Source organism: Methylobacterium sp. Leaf113 (genome assembly GCF_001423325.1).
Lineage (GTDB): Bacteria > Pseudomonadota > Alphaproteobacteria > Rhizobiales > Beijerinckiaceae > Methylobacterium.
The window spans coordinates 228,078-248,751 of sequence record NZ_LMNJ01000045.1; the positions used below are offsets into that span (position 1 = coordinate 228,078).

A 20,674-nucleotide genomic window follows, 5' to 3' on the forward strand; every position below is an offset into this window, starting at 1 on the left:
CCGCGCGCGAAGCTCCGATGTCCGACGTCCTCGTCATCGACAACTACGATTCCTTCACCTGGAATCTCGTCCACCTGATCGGCCCGCTCTGCGGCTCGATCGACGTGGTGCGCAACGACGCGATCACCATCGCGGAGATCCGCGCGCGCCGGCCCGACGCGATCGTTCTCTCGCCAGGCCCCTGCTCGCCGAACGAGGCCGGGATCTGCCTCGACGTGGTCAAGGACCTGTCGGCCGAGATCCCGATCTTCGGGGTCTGCCTCGGGCTCCAGGCCATCGGCCAGGCCTTCGGCGGCGACGTGGTGCGGGCACCGACGCCGATGCACGGCAAGGTCTCCAGCATCGGGCACCGGGCGTCCGGGATCTTCCGGGGGCTGAACGGCCCCTTCGACGCCACGCGCTACCATTCCCTGGTGGTGGAGCGCGACGGCTGCCCGACGGACCTGACGGTGACGGCGGAGGCCGACGGCCTGATCATGGGGCTCGCCCACGCGCATCTCCCCGTCCACGGCGTGCAGTTCCACCCGGAAAGCATCCTGTCGCATCACGGATCGCAGATCCTGCGGAATTTCCTGGACATCGCGGCCACGTGGAATGCGGCGCGTGACAAGGACCGCGACGGCGTGCATTGACGGGTTACGTCGCCTGTCTGGAATCACTCCGGTTCTCCGCGCCGGACCGTCACGCCCGAGCCACATGGAATCCTTCAAGCCCCTCCTCGCCAAGGTCGCCACCGGCGCGGGCCTGGACCGTGCCGAGGCGCGGCAGGCCTTCGACGATCTGCTCTCGGGCGAGGTCACGCCGGTCCAGGCCAGCGCCTTCCTGATGGCGCTCAAGGTCCGCGGCGAGGCCCCGGACGAGATCATCGGCGCCGTCGAGGCCATGCGGGCGCGGATGGTGCCGGTGCGCAGCGTTCCGGGCGCGATCGACGTGGTCGGCACCGGCGGCGACCATTCGGGCAGCTACAACGTCTCGACCCTGGCGGCGATCGTCACCGCCGCCTGCGGCGTGCCGGTGGCCAAGCACGGCAACCGGGCCGCCACCTCGCGCTCGGGCGCCGCCGACGTGCTCGCGGCGCTCGGCGTCCGCATCGGCCTCGCACCGGACGAGCTGAGCCTCTGCCTGGCCGAGGCCGGCCTGTGCTTCATGTTCGCCCAGACGCACCACGCCGCCATGCGCCACGTGGCCCCGGTGCGGGCCGAGCTGCCGACGCGGACGATCTTCAACATGCTGGGTCCCCTGGCGAACCCGGCCGGGGTGGGGCGCCAGCTCTTCGGCGTCTCGTCGCCGGCCTGGGCCGAGCCGCTGACCGGCGTGCTCGCCGAACTCGGCAGTGACCGGGTCTGGACCGTGCATGGCAGCGACGGCCTCGACGAGATCACCGTGACCGGCCCCACCGCCGTGGTGGCGCTGGAGGGCGGCCGGATCTCGCGTTTCACCATCGATCCGCGCGAGGTCGGCCTGCCGCTGCACGGGCTCGAAGCCCTGCGGGGCGGCGACCCCGCGCACAACGCCGCCGCCCTGTCCGAGGTGCTGGACGGGGCGCGCAACGCCTATCGCGACATCGCCGTGCTCAATGCCGGCGCCGCCCTGGTGGTGGCCGAGGCCGCCGGCTCCCTCGCGGAAGGCGTCGTCCGGGCCGGACAGGCCCTCGACAGCGGCGCCGCGCGTGCCACACTCCATAGGCTGGTTCGCCTCTCGAACCTTCGCTCGCACGCCTGAAAGCCCGTCATGTCCGAGCCCAAATCCGGGTCCGTCGCGCACGTCGTTCCCGCCGAGCGCAAGGACGTGCTCACCCGCATCGAGACCTACAAGCGGCGTGAAATCGCCGAGGCGAAGCTGCGGGTGCCGCAGACCAAGCTCGAGAAGCGCATCGCCGACGTCTCGCCCCCGCGCGGCTTCGCCGATGCGATCGCGGCGCATATCGCCGAGAAGCGCCCGGCGCTGATCGCCGAGGTGAAGAAGGCCTCGCCGTCGAAGGGCCTGATCCGCGCCGATTTCGACCCGGCCGTGCTCGCCGCCGCCTACGCGGCCGGCGGCGCCACCTGCCTCTCGGTGCTGACCGACACGCCCTCGTTCCAGGGCAAGCCCGAATACCTCACCGAGGCGCGGGCCGCCTGCGCCCTGCCGGTCCTGCGCAAGGATTTCCTGTTCGAGCCCTATCAGGTGTTCGAGGCGCGGGCCTGGGGCGCCGACTGCATCCTGGTCATCATGGCCTGCCTCGACGACGACGAGGCCGCCGCCCTGGTGGAGACCGCGCACGATCTCGGCATGGACGTGCTGGTCGAGGTCCACGACACCGAGGAGCTGGCCCGCGCCCTGCCGCTCGGCACCCGGCTGGTCGGCATCAACAACCGCAACCTGAAGACCTTCGAGGTCTCGTTCGAGACCGCGATCCGCCTCGCCGAGGGCGTGCCGGCCGACCGGATCGCCGTGGCCGAAAGCGGCATCGCCGGCCATGCCGACGTGGTCCGCCTGGCGGAGGCCGGCCTCGACACCATCCTGGTCGGCGAAAGCCTGATGCGCGAGGCCGACGTGACGGCAGCCACCCGGCGCCTGCTGTTCGGCGACGCGAAGGCCTGAGGACGCGACGATGGCCGAACTCACCCATCTCGACGCCACCGGCGCGGCCAACATGGTCGACGTGTCCGACAAGGACGCGACCACCCGCACCGCCCGCGCGACGGGAAGCGTCGTCATGCTGCCCGAAACCCTGCGGCTGATCCGCGAGGGCGACGCCAAGAAGGGCGACGTCATCGGCACGGCGCGGCTCGCCGGCATCATGGCCTCCAAGCGGACGCACGAGCTGATCCCCCTGTGCCATCCGCTGCTGCTCTCGAAGGTCCGGGTCGATTGCGAGGTCGACGACAGCCTGCCCGGCCTGCGCGTGACGGCGGAGGTGAAGGTGCTCGGGCCGACCGGCGTCGAGATGGAGGCGCTGACCGCCGTCTCCGTCGCTTGCCTGACCATCTACGACATGGTGAAGGCAGCCGATCGCGGCATGCGGATCGAGGGCATCCGCCTGCTGGCCAAGGATGGCGGCCGCTCCGGCGCCTACCGAGCCGAGGATCACGCTTGAGCGGCCAGGACGCGCCTGGCCGGAAATCGAGCGGCAAGGATATGAGCGGCAAGGATCCGAGCGGCAAGGATCCGAGCGGCAAAGGTTCAGGTCGGAAGGGGTCCGGCATGATCTCGGTCGCCGAGGCCCTGTCGCGGGTTCTCGCCGGCATCCCCGGCCCCGTCGCGGCGGAGGCGATCGCCATCGGGCAGGCCGCCGGCCGGACCCTCGGCGCCGATCTGGCCGCCTTGCGCACGCAGCCGCCCTTCCCGGCCTCGGCGATGGACGGCTACGCGGTGCGCAGCGCCGACCTCGACGCGGCGCCCGTCGCACTTCGGCTCGTCGGCACCAGCTCGGCGGGCCACGGTTTCGCCGGCGCCATGGGGGCCGGCGAGGCCGTACGCATCTTCACCGGCGCGCCCGTCCCGGAGGGCGCCGACGCGATCCTGATCCAGGAGAACGCCGAAGCAGCCCCAGAAACCGTGACGGCACGGGAATCCGTGCCGGCCGGACGCTTCATCCGCCCGAGCGGACTCGATTTCCGGGCCGGCGACCCCCTGCTCAAGGCCGGCGACGTCCTCGATCCCCGCCGCATCGCCCTCGCGGCCGCCGGGGGGCACGCCGTCCTGCCCGTGCGGCGACGCCCGCGCGTGGCGATCCTGGCCACGGGGGACGAACTCGTGGCGCCGGGCGAACCGGCGCGCTGGGACCAGATCGTCGCCTCCAACGGCCTCGCCGTCGCGGCCCTGGTCCGGGAATCCGGCGCCGAGGCGATCGACCTCGGGATCGCCGGGGATACACTGGCGGCCCTCGACAATGCCATCGGCCGTGCCGTCGCGGCGGAGGCGGACCTGCTCATCACCCTCGGGGGCGCGTCAGTCGGCGACCACGACCTCGTGCAATCGGCCCTCCACGCCCGGGGCCTCGACCTTGGCTTCTGGCGCGTGGCCCTGCGCCCCGGCAAACCGCTGATGCATGGCCGGCTCGGCCGCATGGCCGTGCTCGGTCTGCCCGGCAACCCGGTCGCGTCGGTGGTGTGCGGCCTGCTGTTCGTGGTTCCGGCGATCCGGGCACTCCTGGGCAACCCGCACGCGGCCGCGGATGCCTCGGAGCCGGCCATCCTCGGCTGCGACCTCGCGGAGAACGACCTGCGCCAGGATTACCTGCGCGCCCGCATCGAGACGGCGCCCGACCGGTTGCCGGTGGTGTATCCGGAGAACCGCCAGGATTCGTCGATGCTGCGCATCCTCGGATCGGCCGAAGCGCTGCTGATCCGCGCGCCGCACGCCCCCGCAGCGAAGGCCGGTGCGCCCTGCCGCATCCTGCGCCTGGACCGGCGCCTGCTCTGACCGCCCGGCTCCAAGGCACTGGAGTCCGTCAGGTTTCTTTGTCTTGTCGGGATAATCGGTTTCCCCCGATCCCAGCCAAACTCCAGCCGGGACTCGCATCCCTCCGACGCAGCCCTCGTCCAGGCCGGACCCGCGTTTCGGTTCCCGCGCCGAAACGCGACGCCGTCAGCGAAGATAGGTCACGCTGTAGAGCGTGCGCCGCAGGGCTTCCTCATCGACCCAGACCCGACCGTTGTCGCAGGCCTCGCGCATGCCCTCGCGCATCCGGGCGCAGTATTCGCCGGTGTTGTCCTGGACCCGATACTGGCAGCTGCCGCCGACCTTGCGGCGGCCGATGACGGGGCTGGCGTGATCGGCGTGCAGGTCCGGGTCCTTCGGGTCGCGGTCCTCCAGGAGGTACCAGCTGTAGCCGATGGTCGGCACCCGGCCGTGGTCGAGGGCGTAATCGATCATCGCCAGGATGCGGGCGACCGCCCGGCGCCCCGGCGGCCGGCCGGCCTCGCGCAGGGCGGCGAACTCCGCCTGGTTGGCGGCGACCCGATAGGAGACCGGCAGCAGCGGCACCGGCAAGGGGACCCGGCGGCAGCGCGCCTCCACGTGGGCGATCCAGCCGGCGTTGAAGGTGTCGGTGCGGGAATCGCGCAGATGGGGCACGGTTCCGGCAAGGCTGCGGAAGCACAGGGGCCGGGGCGCGAGGCGGCTGCGGTAGCGCAGCGCCCGCAGGGTCCGGTCGGCGTAGCGATAGCCGTCGTTGGACGGCAGGTCCCGATCCTCGCACAGGCCGCCGATGTTGTAGAGCAGGGCGGCGGTGTCCTCCTCGCCACCCTCGATCTTGTCGAAATACGGCAGCAGCTTGGGGTTGCCGATGTTGGACATCTCGGCGGCGTTGCGGCTCCAGGCGATGTCGGCCCGCCAGTTCGGATGGGCCTTCAGATGGGCGCGCAGGGCCGGGATCGCGGTCAGGCGTTCCGGATCGGCGAAGTAGGTCTTGGTCGCCACGTCGAGGGGCGAGATCTGACGCCCGAGCCGGTGCGAGATCATGTCGGCCGTGGCGTAGGCGAAGCAGATCGCGCTCTCGCCCTGGTTCAGCGGCATCTCGCGCGGCGAGGGCGACAGCGCGACGTCGCGGGTGCCCTCATGGACGTCGAACGGGATCGTCGCCGCGACCGGCGCGCAGGTGGGATTGCGCGCATAGGCCGGGTGGAGCGGCAGGATGCGCGGATCGACCTGCGCCCGGGCCGCCGTGACGGAGGACAGCAGAACGCCCGCCAGGGCGCACGACAGGACGCCGGACCGGACAGCCGCTCGGATGGCGCCTCCGATCCGGCCGGGACGCATCCTCAACCCTTCCGGCGCAGACGACTGGCGAAGAACCCGTCGAGGCCGCCGCGCAGTTCCGGGGCCTCACCGGTCAGATGCGCCGGCAGCGTGCGCAGGTCGCCGGCGGCGTCGATCGGCTCCGACAAACCGCCGAGTTCCGAGGCCTGCACCGGCACGCGCTCGAAGTCCGGGTTGCGGGTGAGGAAGGTCGCGACCTGGTACTCCCCCTCCTCCCGCTCCAGAGAGCAGGTGCAGTAGACGAGGCGGCCGCCGGGCCGCACGAGGGCGGCGGCCTTGTCGAACAGGCGCTTCTGCAGGCCGATGAGGCGGCTGATGTCACTCTCGGTCTTGGTCCAGGCCACATCGGGATGGCGCCGGAGAGTGCCGGTGGCCGAGCACGGCGCATCGAGGAGGACGGCGTCGAAAGCGCCCTCTTCGGGCATCGCCAAGGCATCGCCGACCCGGATCTCCGCTTCCAGGCCGAGCCGGGCGAAGTTCTGCGACAGACGCTCCAGGCGCGGGCTCGACCGGTCGACCGCCAGCACCGAGGCACCGGCGGCGGCGAGCTGCGCGGTCTTGCCCCCGGGCGCCGCGCAGAGATCGGCGACCCGCTCGCCGGGCGTGACCGCGAGGAGCCGCGCCGGCAGGGCGGCAGCGGCGTCCTGCACCCACCATTGCCCCTCGGCATAGCCCGGCAGGTCGGCGACGGCGGAGCGGACCTCGTGCAGGCGCACGCTGCCGGTCGGCAGGGCGACGCCGCCGAGGCGTTCGGCCCATTCGGCCGCCGACCCCCGTACGGTGATGTCGAGGGCGGCGCCCTGGAGATGGGCGGCCGCGATGGCCCGCGCGGTCTCGTCGCCATAGGCCGCGCGCCAGCGCCGGGCGAGCCAGTCCGGCGTGTTGTCGGAGAGCGGGTCCCCCGGATCGGCGACGATCGCCTCGCGCTCGCGCACGATCCGGCGCAGGATCGCGTTGACGAGTCCGGTGAGGTGCTGGAGCTGCGGATCGGCCTTGGCGAGGCGTACGCCGAGATCGACGGCGGCGTGATCCGGCACGTTGAGATCGAGAATCTGCACGGCCCCGGTGGCCAGGAGCGCCACGAGGCGCGGCTGGTCCTCGGGCAGACCCTGGGCCATGCGCTCGGCCAGGACCCGGCGCAGGAAGCCGAGGCGCCGGAAGGTGGCGGTGGCGATGGCGCGAGCCAGCCCGGCATCGGCGGCGTCGAGACCGGCGTTCCGGCCGGCCTGCGCGAGTGCGTCCTCGAGGGCGAAGCCACGGGTCTTGCCGATGAGGTCGGCCACCGCGCTGTGAGCGACCTGACGGGCGGCGAGGCCCGCGACGGTGCGGTCGATCGGCGCCGTCGGCGCATCCGTATTGCGACCTGTCGCCATGAATGCCACTTCCTGAATTCTTGAGCCCGCTCGCGGCGGACCTGTCTGCGATGCCCTTCCACCCGCCACACCGAGATGCAAGCCATGACGAGCCCGGAACCGACGGAAAACCGCGCGGATGAGCCCCAGCCGGAGGCGAACAGGCGCCTGACGCCGGAGGCGGCTCGCGCGCTGGCCGAGGCGGCTGAACGCCGGGACGCCATCGATGCCCACGCCGCCGAGATCGCGGCCCAGCGCGAGCGCCAGGGCCGCGGCGGGCTGGAGCCGGTGCGCTACGACGATTGGGAGATCAAGGGCATCGCGGTCGATTTCTGAGGACGCGTTGCCGCCGGAACGTCCGGCATCCCCCTCCGTTGTTCCGGCCACCGCGTCAGCACCGAAGGACAACCCGATGGCCACCAAGGTTTCGAGCAACAACGCAGGCGAAGGCCCGCACGGCGAGGTCGCCCTGGCCCGGGGACAGACCGTGGCGATGCGCATGTGGCGCGACGAGGCGCCGAGCGCCGACAAGCCGATGGCGAAGCGCCCCTACGAGACCGTCGGCTACGTCATCGCCGGCCGCGCCGAGCTGATCGTGGACGGCGAGAAGGTTCTGCTGGAGCCCGGCGATTCCTGGCTGGTTCCGGAAGGTGCCGAGCACACCTACCGCATCCTCGAAGCCTTCACGGCCGTCGAGGCCACGTCGCCGCCGGCCCGCTGAGGGCCTGCAGGTCCCGCGCGGCCGCCGTGGCCGCGCGGGGTCGGGTTCTCTGAAACGGAGCCCGGACCTGCGCCGGCCGCCGGACGGTCGAGTGGGCGTCGCGTCATGTCCTCTCGGTCCTCCCGCGTGCTTGAATCGACGTCCGGTTTGCTGCGACCTCCGGTATGGGTACAGGACGATTGACTGGGAGGGCGGACCGGATGGCGGGTGAATCGGATGACGATCTGTTCCGATTCCTGGACCGCGAGACGGCGGACGCGGTGTTCGGGGAACGCCGCCGCCGGGCACAGGACAACGATCCGGAGTTCCGCGCCGAACCTGCCGTCGCATCGCCCGCCATTTCGCTGATGATCACCAATCGCCAGAGGACCGCGCTTCGCAGCTTGGGGTTTTCGGATGCGGCGATCCGGACGATGACGCCGGCGGAGGCGCACGGATACCTGGGCCTCGACAAGCCTGAGCGCTGATCCACCCTGCGAAGACATCGACCCTGCTGGACGGACCACCGATCATCGTCATCCGCCCTCGCACTTTGCTGGGGATTTCGCGGCGTAACCGCTATCGGGCGGATCGGCTCTGCACCTAGGTTTCCGCCGAACCCGCTCGGCCCCATCGGCCTGAGCGGCCGGAGACCATCCGAGCCTGGACGCCGTGGAACCGACACACGCCTTTGATGCGATCGCGGATGCCCTCGAGACCACGGGGGCGTACCGGGTGCTGCGCCAGATCAGGCCGTTCGTGGACAGCGCCGAGCCGCCGGACGAGCCGACCTTCATCGGCCTGATCGTCGACACCGAGACGACGGGAGTGGATCACAGCCGCGATGCCGTGATCGAACTCGGCATGATCAAGTTCGCGTATGGTGCCAGCGGGCGGGTCTACCGGGTGCTCGAGACCCTGAACCAGCTCCAGGACCCGGGGCGCCCGATCCCGCCCGAGATCACGCGCCTCACCGGCATCAGCGACGCCGACGTGGCCGGGCAGGCCATCGACGATGCGGCGGTGCACGCCATGGTGGCCGACGCCGCCGTGGTGATCGCCCACAACGCCAGCTTCGACCGGCAGATGTGCGAGACCCGCTGGCCGGTCTTCGCGGAGAAGAACTGGGCCTGTTCCTGCCATCAGGTGCCCTGGCGCGACGAGGGACACGAGGGCCTGAAGCTCGGCTACCTGCTGATGGATTACGGCGTCTTCCACAAAGGGCATCGCGCCATCGACGATTGCCGGGCGCTGCTTGCCCTGTTGGCCGCCCCGCTGAAGACCTCTAAACGCCTGGCCCTGTCGTGCCTGCTGGAGACCGCCCGCAAGCCGACGGTGCGGGTTTGGGCCGCCGGCTCGCCGATCGCCCAGAAGGACGTTCTGAAAGGCCGCAGTTATCGCTGGAGCGGCCGACGCCGTTGCTGGTACATCGACATCGCGGAGGACCGCCTCGACGTCGAGCGCGCCTTCCTGTGCCGGGAGATCTACCAGCGCGAGGTCCACGACCTCGTGGCGGACCGCATCACGGCGCGGGACCGGTTCTCGGTCCGGACCAATCCGGAAGCCTGAGGGCGGCGTCGGACGTGCCCTACTGCCGACACGTCCCCTCCGCGGCCTGCGCGCGAGAACTCAGCGCCCCAGCAGGGCGGGAATGACGGACCGCAGGCGGGAATAGCCCCGCGTCGACCGCGCCCACGCGGCTTCGTCCCACGGGCGCCGGACGCGGCGGCAGGCATCCGGCAGGGCCGCCGCCGAGGGTCCGACCGGCGCCCAGGCCGTGACCACCGGGAGGTCGCCGGCCCAATCGGCCCCGGCCGGACCGGCCGCGCACCCGAAATGGGCCTCCGCCCGGGACAGGGCGTCCGCCATCGCGGCGGCGTCCGCCGCCTTCACCCGATCGGCGGCGGCATCGGCATGAACGATCAGGCCGCCGATGCGCACGACTCGCGCGGTCCCCAGCGGCAGGCTCTCCGGGTGGAGATCGTCGAGGTGCAGCAACAGGGCGACCTCGCCCTCCGGCGCCGTGTCGGCCGGCGGCAGCGGAACCTCGCGCGGCGGCATCGGCTCGTCGAGCGCATCCGGGTATTCGTCGAGCCCGACCGGATCGAAGCGCCCGTCCGTGTAGCGGCGGATGTTCTCCGCGCGGGCGACATAAGGCTTCCCTCGGGTGTGCAGGCCCGCCACCCAGCGCCAGGACAGCGTGTTGCTGGCCGGATCGCCGTCGAGCAGATGACGCAGGAAGAAATCCGCCCCGAGCGCCCATGGCAGCCGCAGGGTGAAGATCCAGATCGAGGCGAACCACATCCGGGCATGGTTGTGCAGCCAGTTCGTCGCCACGAGTTCGCCAGCCCAGTCGTCGAAGCCGTCGATGCCGGTCCGTCCTTCGATCGCCGCCTCGTAGGTTCGCCGCAGACCAGGGTCGGCGGCCAGCCGCGCATGCCCGTCCGCGACCAGTGCGCGAGAGTCGGTCCAGGCGGAGGGATGGGTTTCGAGGTGGCCTTTGAAATAGGTCCGCCAGAACACCTCGGAGACGAACTTCTCCGCGCCCCCGTCGCCGAACGCAGCGTCGGCCGCCGCCACGACCTCCGCCTCGGTGATGAGACGCCGGCGCAGGTAGGGCGACAGCGCCGACGTGGTCGGCGCAGCCCCCGGCCCCCGATCGGTGTTGCGGTCGGCCGCATAAGCCACGCCCGCGCCCCCGAGAAATTCGGAGAGGCGGGCAAGGCCGGCGGCGCGGGTGAGGGGGCGAATGTGGGACATGGCCCTGAGCTAGGGCCGCCCGGTCCGTGGCCGATGCGACCCAATCGCCACCGGACCGGGGCGTTCTAGTTCGGGATCAGCTCACGGGCGGGGCCGCCGGTTTCCTGGCCGCGGGCCTGAGCGTAGCCCGGCAGGGCGGGGTTGCGGGCATTGCCACTGTCGGTGTCCGGGCCGCCGAGCCAGTCCGCCGAACGCGGCGGCGTCAGGATCGAGCCGGTGATCGCCGGGCTCTCGGTCGGGTGCGGGAAAGTCCGGGCCTGGGAGGCGCCGGTCAGGGCCGCGATGCTGGCGGCAGATGCGAGAACGACGGCGGAAACAGTCTTGAACATCGTCATGTCGGGCCTCCTGTGGATCCTGCCTGATCCAACAGCGTCAAGCAGGGATGCCGGACAGACGATGTGTTCGGTTGCTTATTCCACCGGCCACTAAAGAATTCGGACTTCGTATCCGAGATCAGACCATCGAGGGGCAAGACGCGAGGCATGCGAGAAAGATTTCGATGCGCGCGTGGAATAATCGGGGCTCGGCCGCGTCCATGCCCCCGTAGCCGGTTCCGAAGCGCGTTCGGCCCGAACTGAAGAGGAGCCCCGCCCATGCCAGGAGACCGGACATGACGGACATGATGCGCCTCATCGAGCCGCTGATTCCAGCGCTGCGCCGCTACGCGCGGGCTCTGCTGCGCAACCCGGCCGATGCCGACGATCTCGTGCAGGATTGCCTGGAGCACGCCGTCGGCCGCTGGCACCAGCGCCGGGCCGATGGCGACGCCCGGACCTGGCTCTTCGCGATCGTCCACAATCTCGCGGTGACGCAGATGCGCCGACGCGCCCGCCGTGGCGCCCACCTGCCGATCGAGGACACCGCGGAGGCCAACCTCGCGGTGGCGCCGACGCAGGAGAGCGGCCTGCGCCACCGGGATCTGATGAGCGCGCTCGACGCCCTGCCGGAAGAGCAGCGCAGCGTCCTCCTGCTGGTGACGGTCGAGGGCCTGTCCTACGCCGAGACCGCCGACATCCTCGCCATCCCGACCGGGACCGTGATGTCCCGCCTGTCCCGGGCGCGGGACCGGATGATCCAACTGATGGACGGCGCCGACGCGACCGTTCCGGCCAAGCGCCCGCTCCTGCGGAGGGTGAAATGACCATGCGTCCGATCGGCGAAGACGATCTCCAGGGCCTCGTGGATGAGCGGCTCGAGGCGGCCCGGCAGCGCGAGGTCGAGGCCTTTCTCGACGACCATCCCGAGGCGCGGGCACGGGTCGAGCGTCTGGTCGCCCTGCGCGCCGAGATGCGCGCCGCCTTCGCGCCTGTCGCGGCCGAGCCGGTGCCGGCCCGGCTGAACCTGGCGCGGATCGCCGAGGCGCGCCGCCAGCCACCTCGTCCGGCGTGGCACGCGATGGCGGCCGGGCTTCTGCTCCTGGTCGGAGGGGCCGGAGGCTGGGGCCTGCGCGAGGCGGTCTCGCCGATGCCGACCGGCATCGAGGCCCTGGCCCAGTCGGCGAGCATGAACTACGCGGTCTATGCCCCCGACCACACCCGTCCGGTCGAGCTGGCAGCCACCAACCGGGACGAGATCGCGGGCTGGTTCTCGGCCCGGCTCAAACGGCCGGTCGGCGTGCCGGACCTGAGCGGCGCCGGCTATCGCCTCATGGGCGGGCGCCTCGTCGCCACGCCCCAGGGGCCGGCCGGGCTTCTGATGTACGATGACGGCCACGGCGCGCGCTTCGTGATGCTGATGCGGCCCATGTCGGTGCCCGGCGACGCGCCGATGCGGCCCTACGCGACAGCGTCCGCGAACGGCTACGCCTGGGCCCAGGACGGGCTCGGCTACAGCCTCGTCGGGGCCGCCGATCCCGCAATCCTGCACCCCCTCGCCGATACGATCCGGCGCGCCACCGCGAAGGCCATCTGAAGGTCCGCCATGTCCATCCTGAACGACCTCACGGGCGCCGATCCGGGCTTGACCCCACGCGCCGTCCTCCTCCGGCTCGGCGCCATCGGGGGCCTCGTCGCCGGCACCGCCGGGGCCTTCGCCGCCGTCGGCGGCTGGCTCTCGCCGGGCGCGCTGGACCAGGCGCGGATCGTCGACCGCTTCGAGCGGGTCAACGGCCCGCATCCGGGATTCCGGCGCAACCATGCCAAGGGGCTCTGCCTCGCCGGCCGCTTCGAGAGCAGCGGCCGGGGGGCGCGCCTGTCGAAGGCGTCGCTGTTCGGCGCCGGGCAGGTCACGCCGGTCACCGGGCGCATCGCGCTGGCGGGCGGCCAGCCTTATGCGGCGGATGCAGCCACCACGGTGCGCAGCCTCGCGCTGCGATTCCACCTGCCCAACGGCGAGGAATGGCGCACCGGTAACAACGACATCCCGGTCTTCCCGGTCCGCACCCCGGAGGCGTTCTACGAACAGCTCCTCGCCGCCAAACCGGACCCGGGCACGGGCAAGCCGAACCCCGACGCGCTGAAGGCGTTCTTCGCGGGGCATCCCGAGAGCGCGAAGGCGGCCGCCCTGATAAAGGCGCGGACGATCACCGCCGGGTTCGCCGACGACACCTTCCGCAGCCTCAACGCCTTCCGGTTCGTCGCCCGGGACGGCACGGAGACGCCCGTGCGCTGGGCGTTCGTGCCGGATCAGGCCGCCACGGCCGAGAGCGCGGCCCAGAGCGCACGGGCGGACAAGAATGTCCTGTTCGACGCCTTCGCGTCCGCGGTCCGTCGAGCGCCGGTGCGCTGGCACCTCGTCGCCACGCTCGGCGAAACGGGCGATCCCACGGCGGACGCGACACTGGTCTGGCCGACCGACCGCGCGACCGTCGATCTCGGGAGCGTCGTCGTCACCGCGACGGAGGCGGAGGCCGACGGCAATTGCCGCGACGTCAATTTCGACCCCCTGGTGCTGCCCGCCGGCATCGCGGGCTCGGACGATCCGCTGCTCAGCGCCCGCTCGGCGGCTTATTCCCAGTCCTTCACGCGCCGCGCCGGCGAGCCGAAGTCGCCCAGCGCCGTCCACGACACCCCCGCGTCAGGAGCCGGATTGTGAGCCACCCCGCACGCTTCAACCGGCCGGCACGGCTGCTGCACTGGGCCATGGCGGGCCTGATCCTCGCCATGCTGTTCATCGGCGTCGCGATGGTGACCTCGCTGGCGCATTATCAGGCCCTCGTGGCTTTGCACCGCCCCCTCGGGATCGGCATCCTGGTCCTGGCGGTGCTGCGCCTCGCCAATCGCTGGCGCCATCCGCCGCCGGACCTGCCGGCCGACCTTCCGGGCTGGCAGCGGCAGGCGGCGCATGCCTCCCACATCCTGCTCTATGGGCTGATGCTCGGACTGCCGCTGATCGGCTGGGCGATGCTGTCGGCGGCCGGGTATCCGATCGGACTCGCCGGCGCGCTGGTGCTTCCGCCGATTCTGCCGCGCGATCCCGGCCTCTATGCCTGGCTCCGTCCGCTGCATACGGTCCTGGCCTACGCCCTGTTCGGCCTCATCCTGGCCCATCTCGGGGCGGCTTTGATGCACGGGCTGATCCGCCGGGACGGTGTCTTCGCCAGCATGGCCCTGCGCCTGACGCCATCCCGGTCGCGATAAGCACGACGCCTGAGCAGCACGACCCCCGATCAGCACGACCGCAATGAACACGCCACAGAATACGAGGCGAGGCCGGATGGACCACACCGCAACGGGTCGGGTGCTCATCGCCGGGGGCGGCATCGCGGGTCTGGCCACCCGGCGGGCGCTGCACAGGCACGGCATTCCGACGCTGACCCTGGAACGGCGCGACGAGCCGGCCGATGCGGGCCTCGCCATCAACCTGCCGGGGAACGCGGTCCAGGCCCTCGCGCAGCTCGGCCTGGGCGATGCCCTGCGCACGGTGGGTTCGCCGGTGCGGCGACGCGAGTACCGCACCGAGAGCGGACGCCTCCTCTTCGCCGTCGACGAGGCGGCGTTCTGGGGAGACGAGATGCGTCCGCATTGCCTGCGCCGCACCGACCTTCTGCGCCTGCTGGCGCGCGACCTTCCCCCGGCCGATCTCCGGCTCGGCTTCGACATCGGCGCGGTGCGGCCGGAGCCGCAGGGCGTCACGGTCGACGGTCGGGACGGCAAGGTCGAGACCGGAGGGCTCCTGGTGGGCGCCGACGGGGTGCATTCCCGGGTACGACGCGACGTGTTCGGCGATGCCGCGCTCGGCGCGGCGATGCTGGCACCGGCGAGTTGGCGCTTCATGGCGCCGAACCCGGGCCTCGACGCCTGGACGCTGTGGGCCGGATCGGGCGGGTTGTTCCTGATGATCCCGGTCGATCGGAATGAGGTCTACGGCTGGATCTCGATCTCGGGGGCTTCCGCGTCCGGCCAAGCGCCGAGTACGAATCCGGGGCCGGACCTGGCCGCCTCCCGTGCTCGCTTCGCGTCGTTCCCGCGCCTCGTGCGCGACACCCTCGAGGCGGTCCTGGCCCGGCCGGGCGCGCTCTATCACTCACCTTTGGAGGAGGTTCGGATTCCGCATTGGACCCGGGACCGCGTGGTGCTGGTGGGCGACGCCGCGCACGCGACCGCCCCGGTCTGGGCCCAGGGCGCCGCCCTCGGCCTCGAAGATGCGCTGGTGCTCGCCGCGCTGCTGGCCGAGCGGACGGATTGGAGCACGGTGGGCGCGGCCTACGAGGCCCTGCGCCGGCCCCGCGTGGCCCATGTCCAGGCCATGACCGACCGGCTGTCACGCACCGCCCGGCTGCCCGGATGGGCCCGGAACCTGCTGCTCCCGGTCATCGGGCCGCGCAGCTACCGGGCCACCTACCAACCCCTGCGCATCCCGGTCCCGGCCTGAAGACCGCGCGCGAACGCTGGCGGTTCGGACCCGTCGATCCCGGCCGTCGATGTCTCCCGGGGACGGGCTCACGCGGCGATCAGGCTCTCGACGATCTCCTGAACGTTCAGCGCTTCGGCGAAGGTGGCGAGGGGATGCGGCTCGCCGTGCGCCATCCGGACGACGCCGTCCAGTTGACCCCGAAGGGCGATCAGCCGGGCGCGATCGTTGGGTAACGCGTCCTCCGCAGCTACGAAATGCCCGTCCGGTCCCATCCGCTCGGCGATGGACCAGTCGCGCAGGCGAATGGTGCCGGCGTCGCCTTCCAGGGTCCAGGTGTTGTGGTCGGCGAGGTCCGTTCCGCCGACTTGGCCTCGAAGGCGGACCGGGACGCCGCCCGCCGACAGCGTCGCCTCGATCGCCCGCTCCGCCCGACCGGCCTGCGGGAAGTCGGCATGACCCTCCAGCGATGCCAAAGGGCCGAGGAGACGCCGGGCCAGGAACAGGAAGTGCGAGACCACTTCGCGCGTGAAACCGCCCTCGGCGCGCGCATCGAGCCAGTTCGCCGCATCCGCCTGCCAGGGCCGGGGCCAGTGCGCGAAGGCGACCGCGATGGTGAGGCGGCGCGGCGTCCCGACGACACTCTCGGCGATCCAGCGCACGAGCCTGGCGACGGCCGGCGCGGCGGCGAACGGGAAATTGACCGCGCCCCGGATGTCGGCCTCATCCACGAAGCGGCGCGCCTCCGCCACATCGACGGCCAGCGGCTTCTCCAGGAAGAGGCTCCGGCCGGCCGCCGCGGCCCGGCGCGCATAGCCAAGATGCGAGGCGGGCGGCGAGGCCACGTAGACGCAGGCGCTGGCCGCGATGAGCGCATCCGCATCCGCCAGCCTTGGCACCGCCGGATATCGGGCGGCGATGCGCGCGAGCGCCGCTTCGGACGGGTCCCAGATCCCGGCGACCCGCACGGACCCGGCATCCGGCCCGGCCAGGACGCCGAGCATGCGCTCGCCCATGATGCCGGCGCCGATGATTCCGAGGGCAAGGGTGTCGCGCGTCATAGGCGAAAGGCTTTCAGGAATGAGGGTTGCGGAGACGAGGTTCTTCGGGCCGCAGGCGCCAGCGCCCGGGAGGCTTCCGATTCACGTCTCGGAGGCGGTCGCGATGCGCAATGCGGCGCCGGCTTCGGAGAGGCGCTGCAATTCCTCGGCCGGCTGGTGCGAATCCGTCACCAAGGTCCAGTTCCGGGGGAGCGGCGCCCAGGCGGTCTGCTCCGCCCGACCGAGCTTGCTTGCATCGGCGAGCACGATCACCTCGCGGGCCTGCCGCATCATGAGCGATTTGAGCGTGACCTGATCCAGGCTGGCCTCGCACAGGCCGCGCCCCGCCACGACGCCGTCCGCGCTCAGGATCGCGCGATCGGCCGTCATCAAGCGCAGCGCTTCGACCGCGAGCGGTCCGATGGTGCTCATGCTGGTGGCCCGCAGCGCCCCCCCCAGCACCACGAGGTCGAGCCCCGGTGCCTCGGTGAGGAAGGGCAGGAGCGCCAGGTTGTTGGTGATGATCCGAAGCCGCCGCGTGGCGAGAAGCTGGCCGAAGGCGGCCACGGTCGAGCCGGCATCGAGGATCAGCGTGTCGCCATCCGCCACCAGGTCGAGGGCGGCCCGCGCGATCGCCCGCTTCTCGGCGCCGTTCACCGCGAGCCGCTCGGCCAGCGTGGTTTCCGGCGGGCGCCTCGCCAGGATCGCGCCGCCATAAGTCCGGCGCACGGCGCGGATGGCCGAGAGGTGCTGAAGGTCGCGCCGCACCGTCGAGGCGGAGACGTTCAGGCGCAGGGCGACCTCGTCGACGTCGATCTCGCCGACGCTCAGGGCCTCCAGCAGCAGGTTCCGGCGCTCCTGGCTGCGCATCGACATGGGGCGGTCCTCCGGCCTTCGGTCCCGCGTCATGGCTGAGCCCGGCGGCGCTGGCCAGGAGGTTTCAGCCATCCCCGCCGGAAAGCCTCGTGTCTCAGGCGGCTTGCGCCTTCGGAGCGAGGTCGACGGCCTGACGCAGGGCCTCGATCAGGCTGCGCTCGTCGGCGATGCCGGTCCCGGCGATGTCGAAGGCGGTGCCGTGGTCGACGGAGGTGCGGATCACCGGCAGCCCCACGGTGATGTTCACGCCGGCCTCGAGGCCCAGCACCTTGATCGGGCCGTGACCCTGATCGTGGTACATCGCCACCACCATGTCGTAATCGCCACGTCCGGCCAGGAAGAACAGGGTGTCGGCCGGCAGCGGGCCGCGCACGTCCCAGCCCTTGGCGCGGCAGGCCTCGATCGCCGGCGTGATCTTGGCCGCTTCCTCGCCCCGGCCGAACAGGCCGTTCTCGCCGGCGTGCGGATTGATCGCGCAGACGCCGATCTTGGGGTTGGCGATCCCGGCCTTGACCAGGACGCCGTGGCCGCGTGCGATCACGCGCTCGACCAGGCCGGGCTCGATCTTCGCGATGGCGTCGATGAGCCCGATATGGGTCGTGACGTGGATGACCCGGAGCTTGGGCGAAACCAGCATCATCGAGACTTCGGGCGTACCCGTGAGATGCGCGAGCAATTCGGTATGGCCCGGAAACTTGTGACCGGCGGCGTGGAGGGCCTCCTTGGAGAGCGGCGCGGTGCAGATGCCCTGGGCCTGCCCGGCCTGGACCACCTCGACGGCCTTCTCGATGTAGCGGTAGGCCGCCTCGCCCGCGACCGGGGAGACCTGGCCGAACGGCAGGTCGGCGGGGACGACCTGGAGGTCCAGGCACTGAACCGCCGTCTTCTGGAAGTCCGCCGCGCCGGCATCGGACAGGGACTCGACGGACATGTCGGTGCCGACGAGCCGGCCGGCCTGCCGGAGACGTTCGGCATCGCCGATCACCAGGGGCTGGCACAGGGCCCGGACATCCGCGTGCGCCAGCGCCTTCATGATGATCTCCGGGCCGATGCCGGCGGGATCGCCCATGGTGATCGCGATGGTCGGACGGGTCATGAGAAGCTTCCTTGGGTTCGGACGGCGCGCAGGCGCTCGCTGATACGGATGAGGCTCTCGGCGTCGCCGAAGGCGCCGGCCTTCGTGGCGACGGGAATCGAGAGACGGCCCAGGGTCAGGCCGAGGGAAACGCCGGGTTCGATCTCGTCGACGAGGCGAATCCCGTCGATGCCGAAGCGGGCGAGGAGCGCGGCGGCGGTCTCGCCGCCGGTCGCCGCGACGGCGCCGATCCGCGTCGCGATCGGATCGAGGGCCTCGGCGAGCGCCCGCGCAAGGCGCGGTCCGAGGCTCATGTCGAGGGCGTCGCCGATGGCGATCTCCACCAGGGCGTCGTCCCCCGCCGCGATTACGGCGGCGACGCGGGCGGCCAGATCGGCCCGGCCGGCCAGATCGCCGAGCAGCGTATCGGGCGAGACCGGCAGATGGACGACGTGGTCTTGCGCCGCAAGCCTTCGCATGGCCGCGCGCGAGGCCGCCGCGAGCGACCCGACGACGATCAGGCTGCCGGATCGGCTCGGGGGGATGTGGACCGCCCCCGTCGGGGCGGGCGCAAGGGTGTCCGCGAGAGCGTGGGCCAGCCCGGCGCTGCCGATGAAGAAGGGAACCGGCGCCACGGCAAGGCTCGCCGCCGCGATCCGCGCCAGATCCCCGTCCGTCTCGGCATCGCAGATCGCCACGCCCGGTCCGCCTTCGGCGATGCGGGCGAGACGGGACGCGAGATCGGAGCTGCGGATGGCGGAGAGCGGAACCAGCGTCGTCTCGATCTCGGCCGTGCCCAGCACGAAGCCTAAATTGGCACTGGCGTAGGTGTGGTCCCGGCGCCAGACCTCGGCATCCTCCAAGGGACGTCCGGCGACATGGACGTGGCCCGCCAGCGTGGTTCGGCCGGTCGCCGGGAAGGCGGGGGCGCAGATCCCGAAGGCGGCGCCGGTCCGTTCCATCAGGTAAGCCATCGTGGCGGCGGTCTCGGCGGCGGGTTGTCCCCGAAGCGTCGAATCGATCTTCTTGAACAGAACCCTGTCCGGTTCGAGCCAGCGTTCGAGGAGGCCGCGATGGCGCTCGGCGGCGTCGGACGCGGACAGGCCGCGGCTGTCCGCGTCGTAGGCGAGCACCGGCAGGGGCCTGGAGTCATCCGGGGAGACATCGCCCGAGGTGGTGACGTCCCAGGTCACCGCGGCCGCGAGGCCGCGGCGCCCGAACGCGATGGCGCAATCCGCGGCGCCGGTCAGGTCATCGGCGAGAATGAGCCAGCGGTTGGACATCATCAGCGGCCGGCAACGGTCGGCGCGGCGGCGGAATCTGTAGCCTCCTCGGCGCCAGCCACTTCGGCGCCAACCACTTCGGGATCGCCGAAGCGCCGCGACACCCAGGCGGTGAGGATCGGAACCAGGATCGCCGTGACGACGACGCAGGCGGCCACCAGGATGGTCGCCGGCCCGGCCGCATCGGCATAGGCCGGGTTGGCGGAGGCGACGATCGCCGGCACCGCCGCCGCGTTGCCCGCCGTCGAGGCCGCGGCGACGCCCGCGACGCCGGTCCCCCCGGTCAGGCGATCGGCGAAGAACAGCGGGATGCCGGTGAAGACCACCACGGCGACCCCCATGGCGAGGCCGAGCAGGCCGGCCTGCCAGACCTTCGACAGGTCGAGGCCCGCCCCGAGCGCGAAGGCGAAGAACGGGATCATCACGGGAATCGCCCGGCTGAGGAAGGCTCGCATCTCACGGTCGAGGTTGCCGATGATCATGCCGACGAGCAGCGGCAGGATCGCGCCGACAAGCGTCTGCCAGGGGAAGGCCGAGAGCCCCGCCACCCCGAGAGTCACCATGGTGAGGAACGGCCCGCTCTCCAGCGACATCACGGTGTAGGCGCCGACGTCCCGCGGGCGCCCGTACTGGCCCATCAACGCCATATAGAGCCCGCCATTGGTGTCGTTCATCGCGGCGACGATGGCGAGGGTCGACAGCCCCGCGAACATGCCGGCCGCCACCGGCGCTTCGCCGAGCACCTGCCCGAAGATCAGGCCGAGGATCATGGCGATGCCGACCTTGACGACCAGCAGGGTGCCGCCCTTCTTCATGATGTAGGGCGTCGCGCGGAAATCGATGCTGGCGCCCATGCAGACGTAGAAGACCGCCAGGATCGTCAGAGCGCCGGAAAACAGCGCTCCGGTGAACGATCCGAACAGCTTCGGCGTGCCGGGGAAGAACGTGGCGATCAGGGCGCCGGCCAGCAACGGCACGACCATCATGCCGCCAGGCACGGATTCGATGGTCCGTTTGATCGGGATCTGCATGTCGGACGATCTCCCTGCGCA

The 20,674-nt window shown here is 71.6% G+C and carries 23 protein-coding genes; 14 read left to right on the top strand and 9 right to left on the bottom strand.

Annotated elements, in window-relative coordinates; all coding sequences use genetic code 11:
• The first annotated feature begins 17 nt into the window (after positions 1-17).
• From ASF60_RS19175 to ASF60_RS19195, 5 genes are all read left to right on the top strand, one after another.
• Positions 18-632 (top strand): anthranilate synthase component II, encoded by a 615-nt coding sequence (locus ASF60_RS19175; protein ID WP_056188791.1) that lies wholly within the window; start codon positions 18-20, stop codon positions 630-632.
• A gap of 64 nt (positions 633-696) precedes the next feature.
• Positions 697-1,722, top strand: coding sequence for an anthranilate phosphoribosyltransferase (trpD, locus tag ASF60_RS19180; protein ID WP_056188795.1), 1,026 nt, complete (start codon positions 697-699; stop codon positions 1,720-1,722).
• 9 nt (positions 1,723-1,731) lie between these two features.
• Entirely contained in the window at positions 1,732-2,583 is an 852-nt protein-coding gene (gene trpC, locus ASF60_RS19185; protein WP_056188798.1) for an indole-3-glycerol phosphate synthase TrpC, read from the top strand.
• Between the two features lie 10 nt (positions 2,584-2,593).
• Positions 2,594-3,079 (top strand): cyclic pyranopterin monophosphate synthase MoaC, encoded by a 486-nt coding sequence (moaC, locus tag ASF60_RS19190; protein WP_056188801.1) that lies wholly within the window; start codon positions 2,594-2,596, stop codon positions 3,077-3,079.
• A 107-nt stretch (positions 3,080-3,186) separates the two neighbouring features.
• Positions 3,187-4,407, top strand: a complete 1,221-nt coding sequence (locus ASF60_RS19195) for a molybdopterin molybdotransferase MoeA (RefSeq protein WP_056188998.1) — start codon at positions 3,187-3,189, stop codon at positions 4,405-4,407.
• Between the two features lie 165 nt (positions 4,408-4,572).
• Here the strand turns inward: ASF60_RS19195 and ASF60_RS19200 are convergent, their stop codons facing one another.
• The gene (locus ASF60_RS19200) at positions 4,573-5,745 is read right to left on the bottom strand and encodes a hypothetical protein (RefSeq protein ID WP_056188804.1); all 1,173 of its coding nucleotides are present in this window, start codon (positions 5,743-5,745) and stop codon (positions 4,573-4,575) included.
• Positions 5,746-5,747: 2 nt separating this feature from the next.
• Positions 5,748-7,118, bottom strand: coding sequence for an RsmB/NOP family class I SAM-dependent RNA methyltransferase (locus ASF60_RS19205; protein WP_056188807.1), 1,371 nt, complete (start codon positions 7,116-7,118; stop codon positions 5,748-5,750).
• Positions 7,119-7,202: 84 nt separating this feature from the next.
• On the opposite strand from ASF60_RS19205, the gene ASF60_RS19210 reads away from it, so the two are divergent.
• The 4 genes from ASF60_RS19210 (at position 7,203) to ASF60_RS19225 (ending at position 9,366) form a co-directional block, all read left to right on the top strand.
• Complete coding sequence (locus ASF60_RS19210; protein ID WP_056188810.1) at positions 7,203-7,433, top strand: DUF1674 domain-containing protein; 231 nt, start codon at positions 7,203-7,205, stop codon at positions 7,431-7,433.
• 76 nt (positions 7,434-7,509) lie between these two features.
• Positions 7,510-7,818 carry a cupin domain-containing protein gene (locus ASF60_RS19215; RefSeq protein WP_056188814.1) on the top strand — a complete coding sequence of 103 codons (309 nt, stop codon included), beginning with the start codon at positions 7,510-7,512 and terminating at the stop codon, positions 7,816-7,818.
• A gap of 200 nt (positions 7,819-8,018) precedes the next feature.
• Positions 8,019-8,285: a hypothetical protein gene (locus ASF60_RS19220; RefSeq protein ID WP_056188817.1), complete on the top strand. Its 267-nt coding sequence runs from the start codon at positions 8,019-8,021 to the stop codon at positions 8,283-8,285.
• Between the two features lie 184 nt (positions 8,286-8,469).
• Positions 8,470-9,366: a 3'-5' exonuclease gene (locus ASF60_RS19225; RefSeq protein ID WP_056188820.1), complete on the top strand. Its 897-nt coding sequence runs from the start codon at positions 8,470-8,472 to the stop codon at positions 9,364-9,366.
• Positions 9,367-9,426: 60 nt separating this feature from the next.
• On the opposite strand, the gene ASF60_RS19230 is transcribed toward ASF60_RS19225, so the two are convergent.
• Both ASF60_RS19230 and ASF60_RS19235 read right to left on the bottom strand, forming a co-directional pair.
• A complete protein-coding gene (locus tag ASF60_RS19230) occupies positions 9,427-10,557 on the bottom strand; it encodes an FAD-binding domain-containing protein (protein WP_056188825.1) in 1,131 nt (376 codons plus the stop codon).
• A 65-nt stretch (positions 10,558-10,622) separates the two neighbouring features.
• Positions 10,623-10,892 (bottom strand): hypothetical protein, encoded by a 270-nt coding sequence (locus ASF60_RS19235; RefSeq protein ID WP_056188828.1) that lies wholly within the window; start codon positions 10,890-10,892, stop codon positions 10,623-10,625.
• Between the two features lie 275 nt (positions 10,893-11,167).
• Between ASF60_RS19235 and ASF60_RS19240 the strand changes: the two genes are divergently transcribed.
• From ASF60_RS19240 to ASF60_RS19260, 5 genes are all read left to right on the top strand, one after another.
• Entirely contained in the window at positions 11,168-11,698 is a 531-nt protein-coding gene (locus tag ASF60_RS19240; protein WP_056188831.1) for a sigma-70 family RNA polymerase sigma factor, read from the top strand.
• Positions 11,695-12,468, top strand: a complete 774-nt coding sequence (locus ASF60_RS19245) for an anti-sigma factor family protein (RefSeq protein ID WP_244478506.1) — start codon at positions 11,695-11,697, stop codon at positions 12,466-12,468. Before ASF60_RS19240 ends, ASF60_RS19245 begins: the two co-directional genes overlap by 4 nt.
• 9 nt (positions 12,469-12,477) lie before the next feature.
• Positions 12,478-13,590, top strand: a complete 1,113-nt coding sequence (locus ASF60_RS19250; protein ID WP_056188834.1) for a catalase family peroxidase — start codon at positions 12,478-12,480, stop codon at positions 13,588-13,590.
• Entirely contained in the window at positions 13,587-14,135 is a 549-nt protein-coding gene (locus tag ASF60_RS19255) for a cytochrome b (RefSeq protein WP_056188837.1), read from the top strand. Before ASF60_RS19250 ends, ASF60_RS19255 begins: the two co-directional genes overlap by 4 nt.
• A 76-nt stretch (positions 14,136-14,211) precedes the next feature.
• Positions 14,212-15,369 (top strand): FAD-dependent monooxygenase, encoded by a 1,158-nt coding sequence (locus tag ASF60_RS19260; protein ID WP_056188839.1) that lies wholly within the window; start codon positions 14,212-14,214, stop codon positions 15,367-15,369.
• A 68-nt stretch (positions 15,370-15,437) separates the two neighbouring features.
• Here the strand turns inward: ASF60_RS19260 and ASF60_RS19265 are convergent, their stop codons facing one another.
• The 5 genes from ASF60_RS19265 to ASF60_RS19285 form a co-directional block, all read right to left on the bottom strand.
• On the bottom strand, positions 15,438-16,409 hold the full coding sequence (locus tag ASF60_RS19265) for a Gfo/Idh/MocA family protein (protein WP_056188842.1): 972 nt from the start codon (positions 16,407-16,409) through the stop codon (positions 15,438-15,440).
• An 81-nt stretch (positions 16,410-16,490) separates the two neighbouring features.
• The gene (locus tag ASF60_RS19270; RefSeq protein WP_082508080.1) at positions 16,491-17,264 is read right to left on the bottom strand and encodes a DeoR/GlpR family DNA-binding transcription regulator; all 774 of its coding nucleotides are present in this window, start codon (positions 17,262-17,264) and stop codon (positions 16,491-16,493) included.
• 94 nt (positions 17,265-17,358) lie between these two features.
• Positions 17,359-18,360: a 4-hydroxythreonine-4-phosphate dehydrogenase PdxA gene (gene pdxA / locus ASF60_RS19275; RefSeq protein ID WP_056188845.1), complete on the bottom strand. Its 1,002-nt coding sequence runs from the start codon at positions 18,358-18,360 to the stop codon at positions 17,359-17,361.
• Positions 18,357-19,625, bottom strand: coding sequence for a four-carbon acid sugar kinase family protein (locus tag ASF60_RS19280; protein WP_244478507.1), 1,269 nt, complete (start codon positions 19,623-19,625; stop codon positions 18,357-18,359). Before ASF60_RS19280 ends, pdxA begins: the two co-directional genes overlap by 4 nt.
• A complete protein-coding gene (locus ASF60_RS19285) occupies positions 19,625-20,653 on the bottom strand; it encodes a 2-keto-3-deoxygluconate permease (protein WP_056188848.1) in 1,029 nt (342 codons plus the stop codon). The genes ASF60_RS19280 and ASF60_RS19285 overlap by 1 nt, the downstream gene beginning before the upstream one ends.
• Between the last annotated feature and the right edge of the window lie 21 nt (positions 20,654-20,674).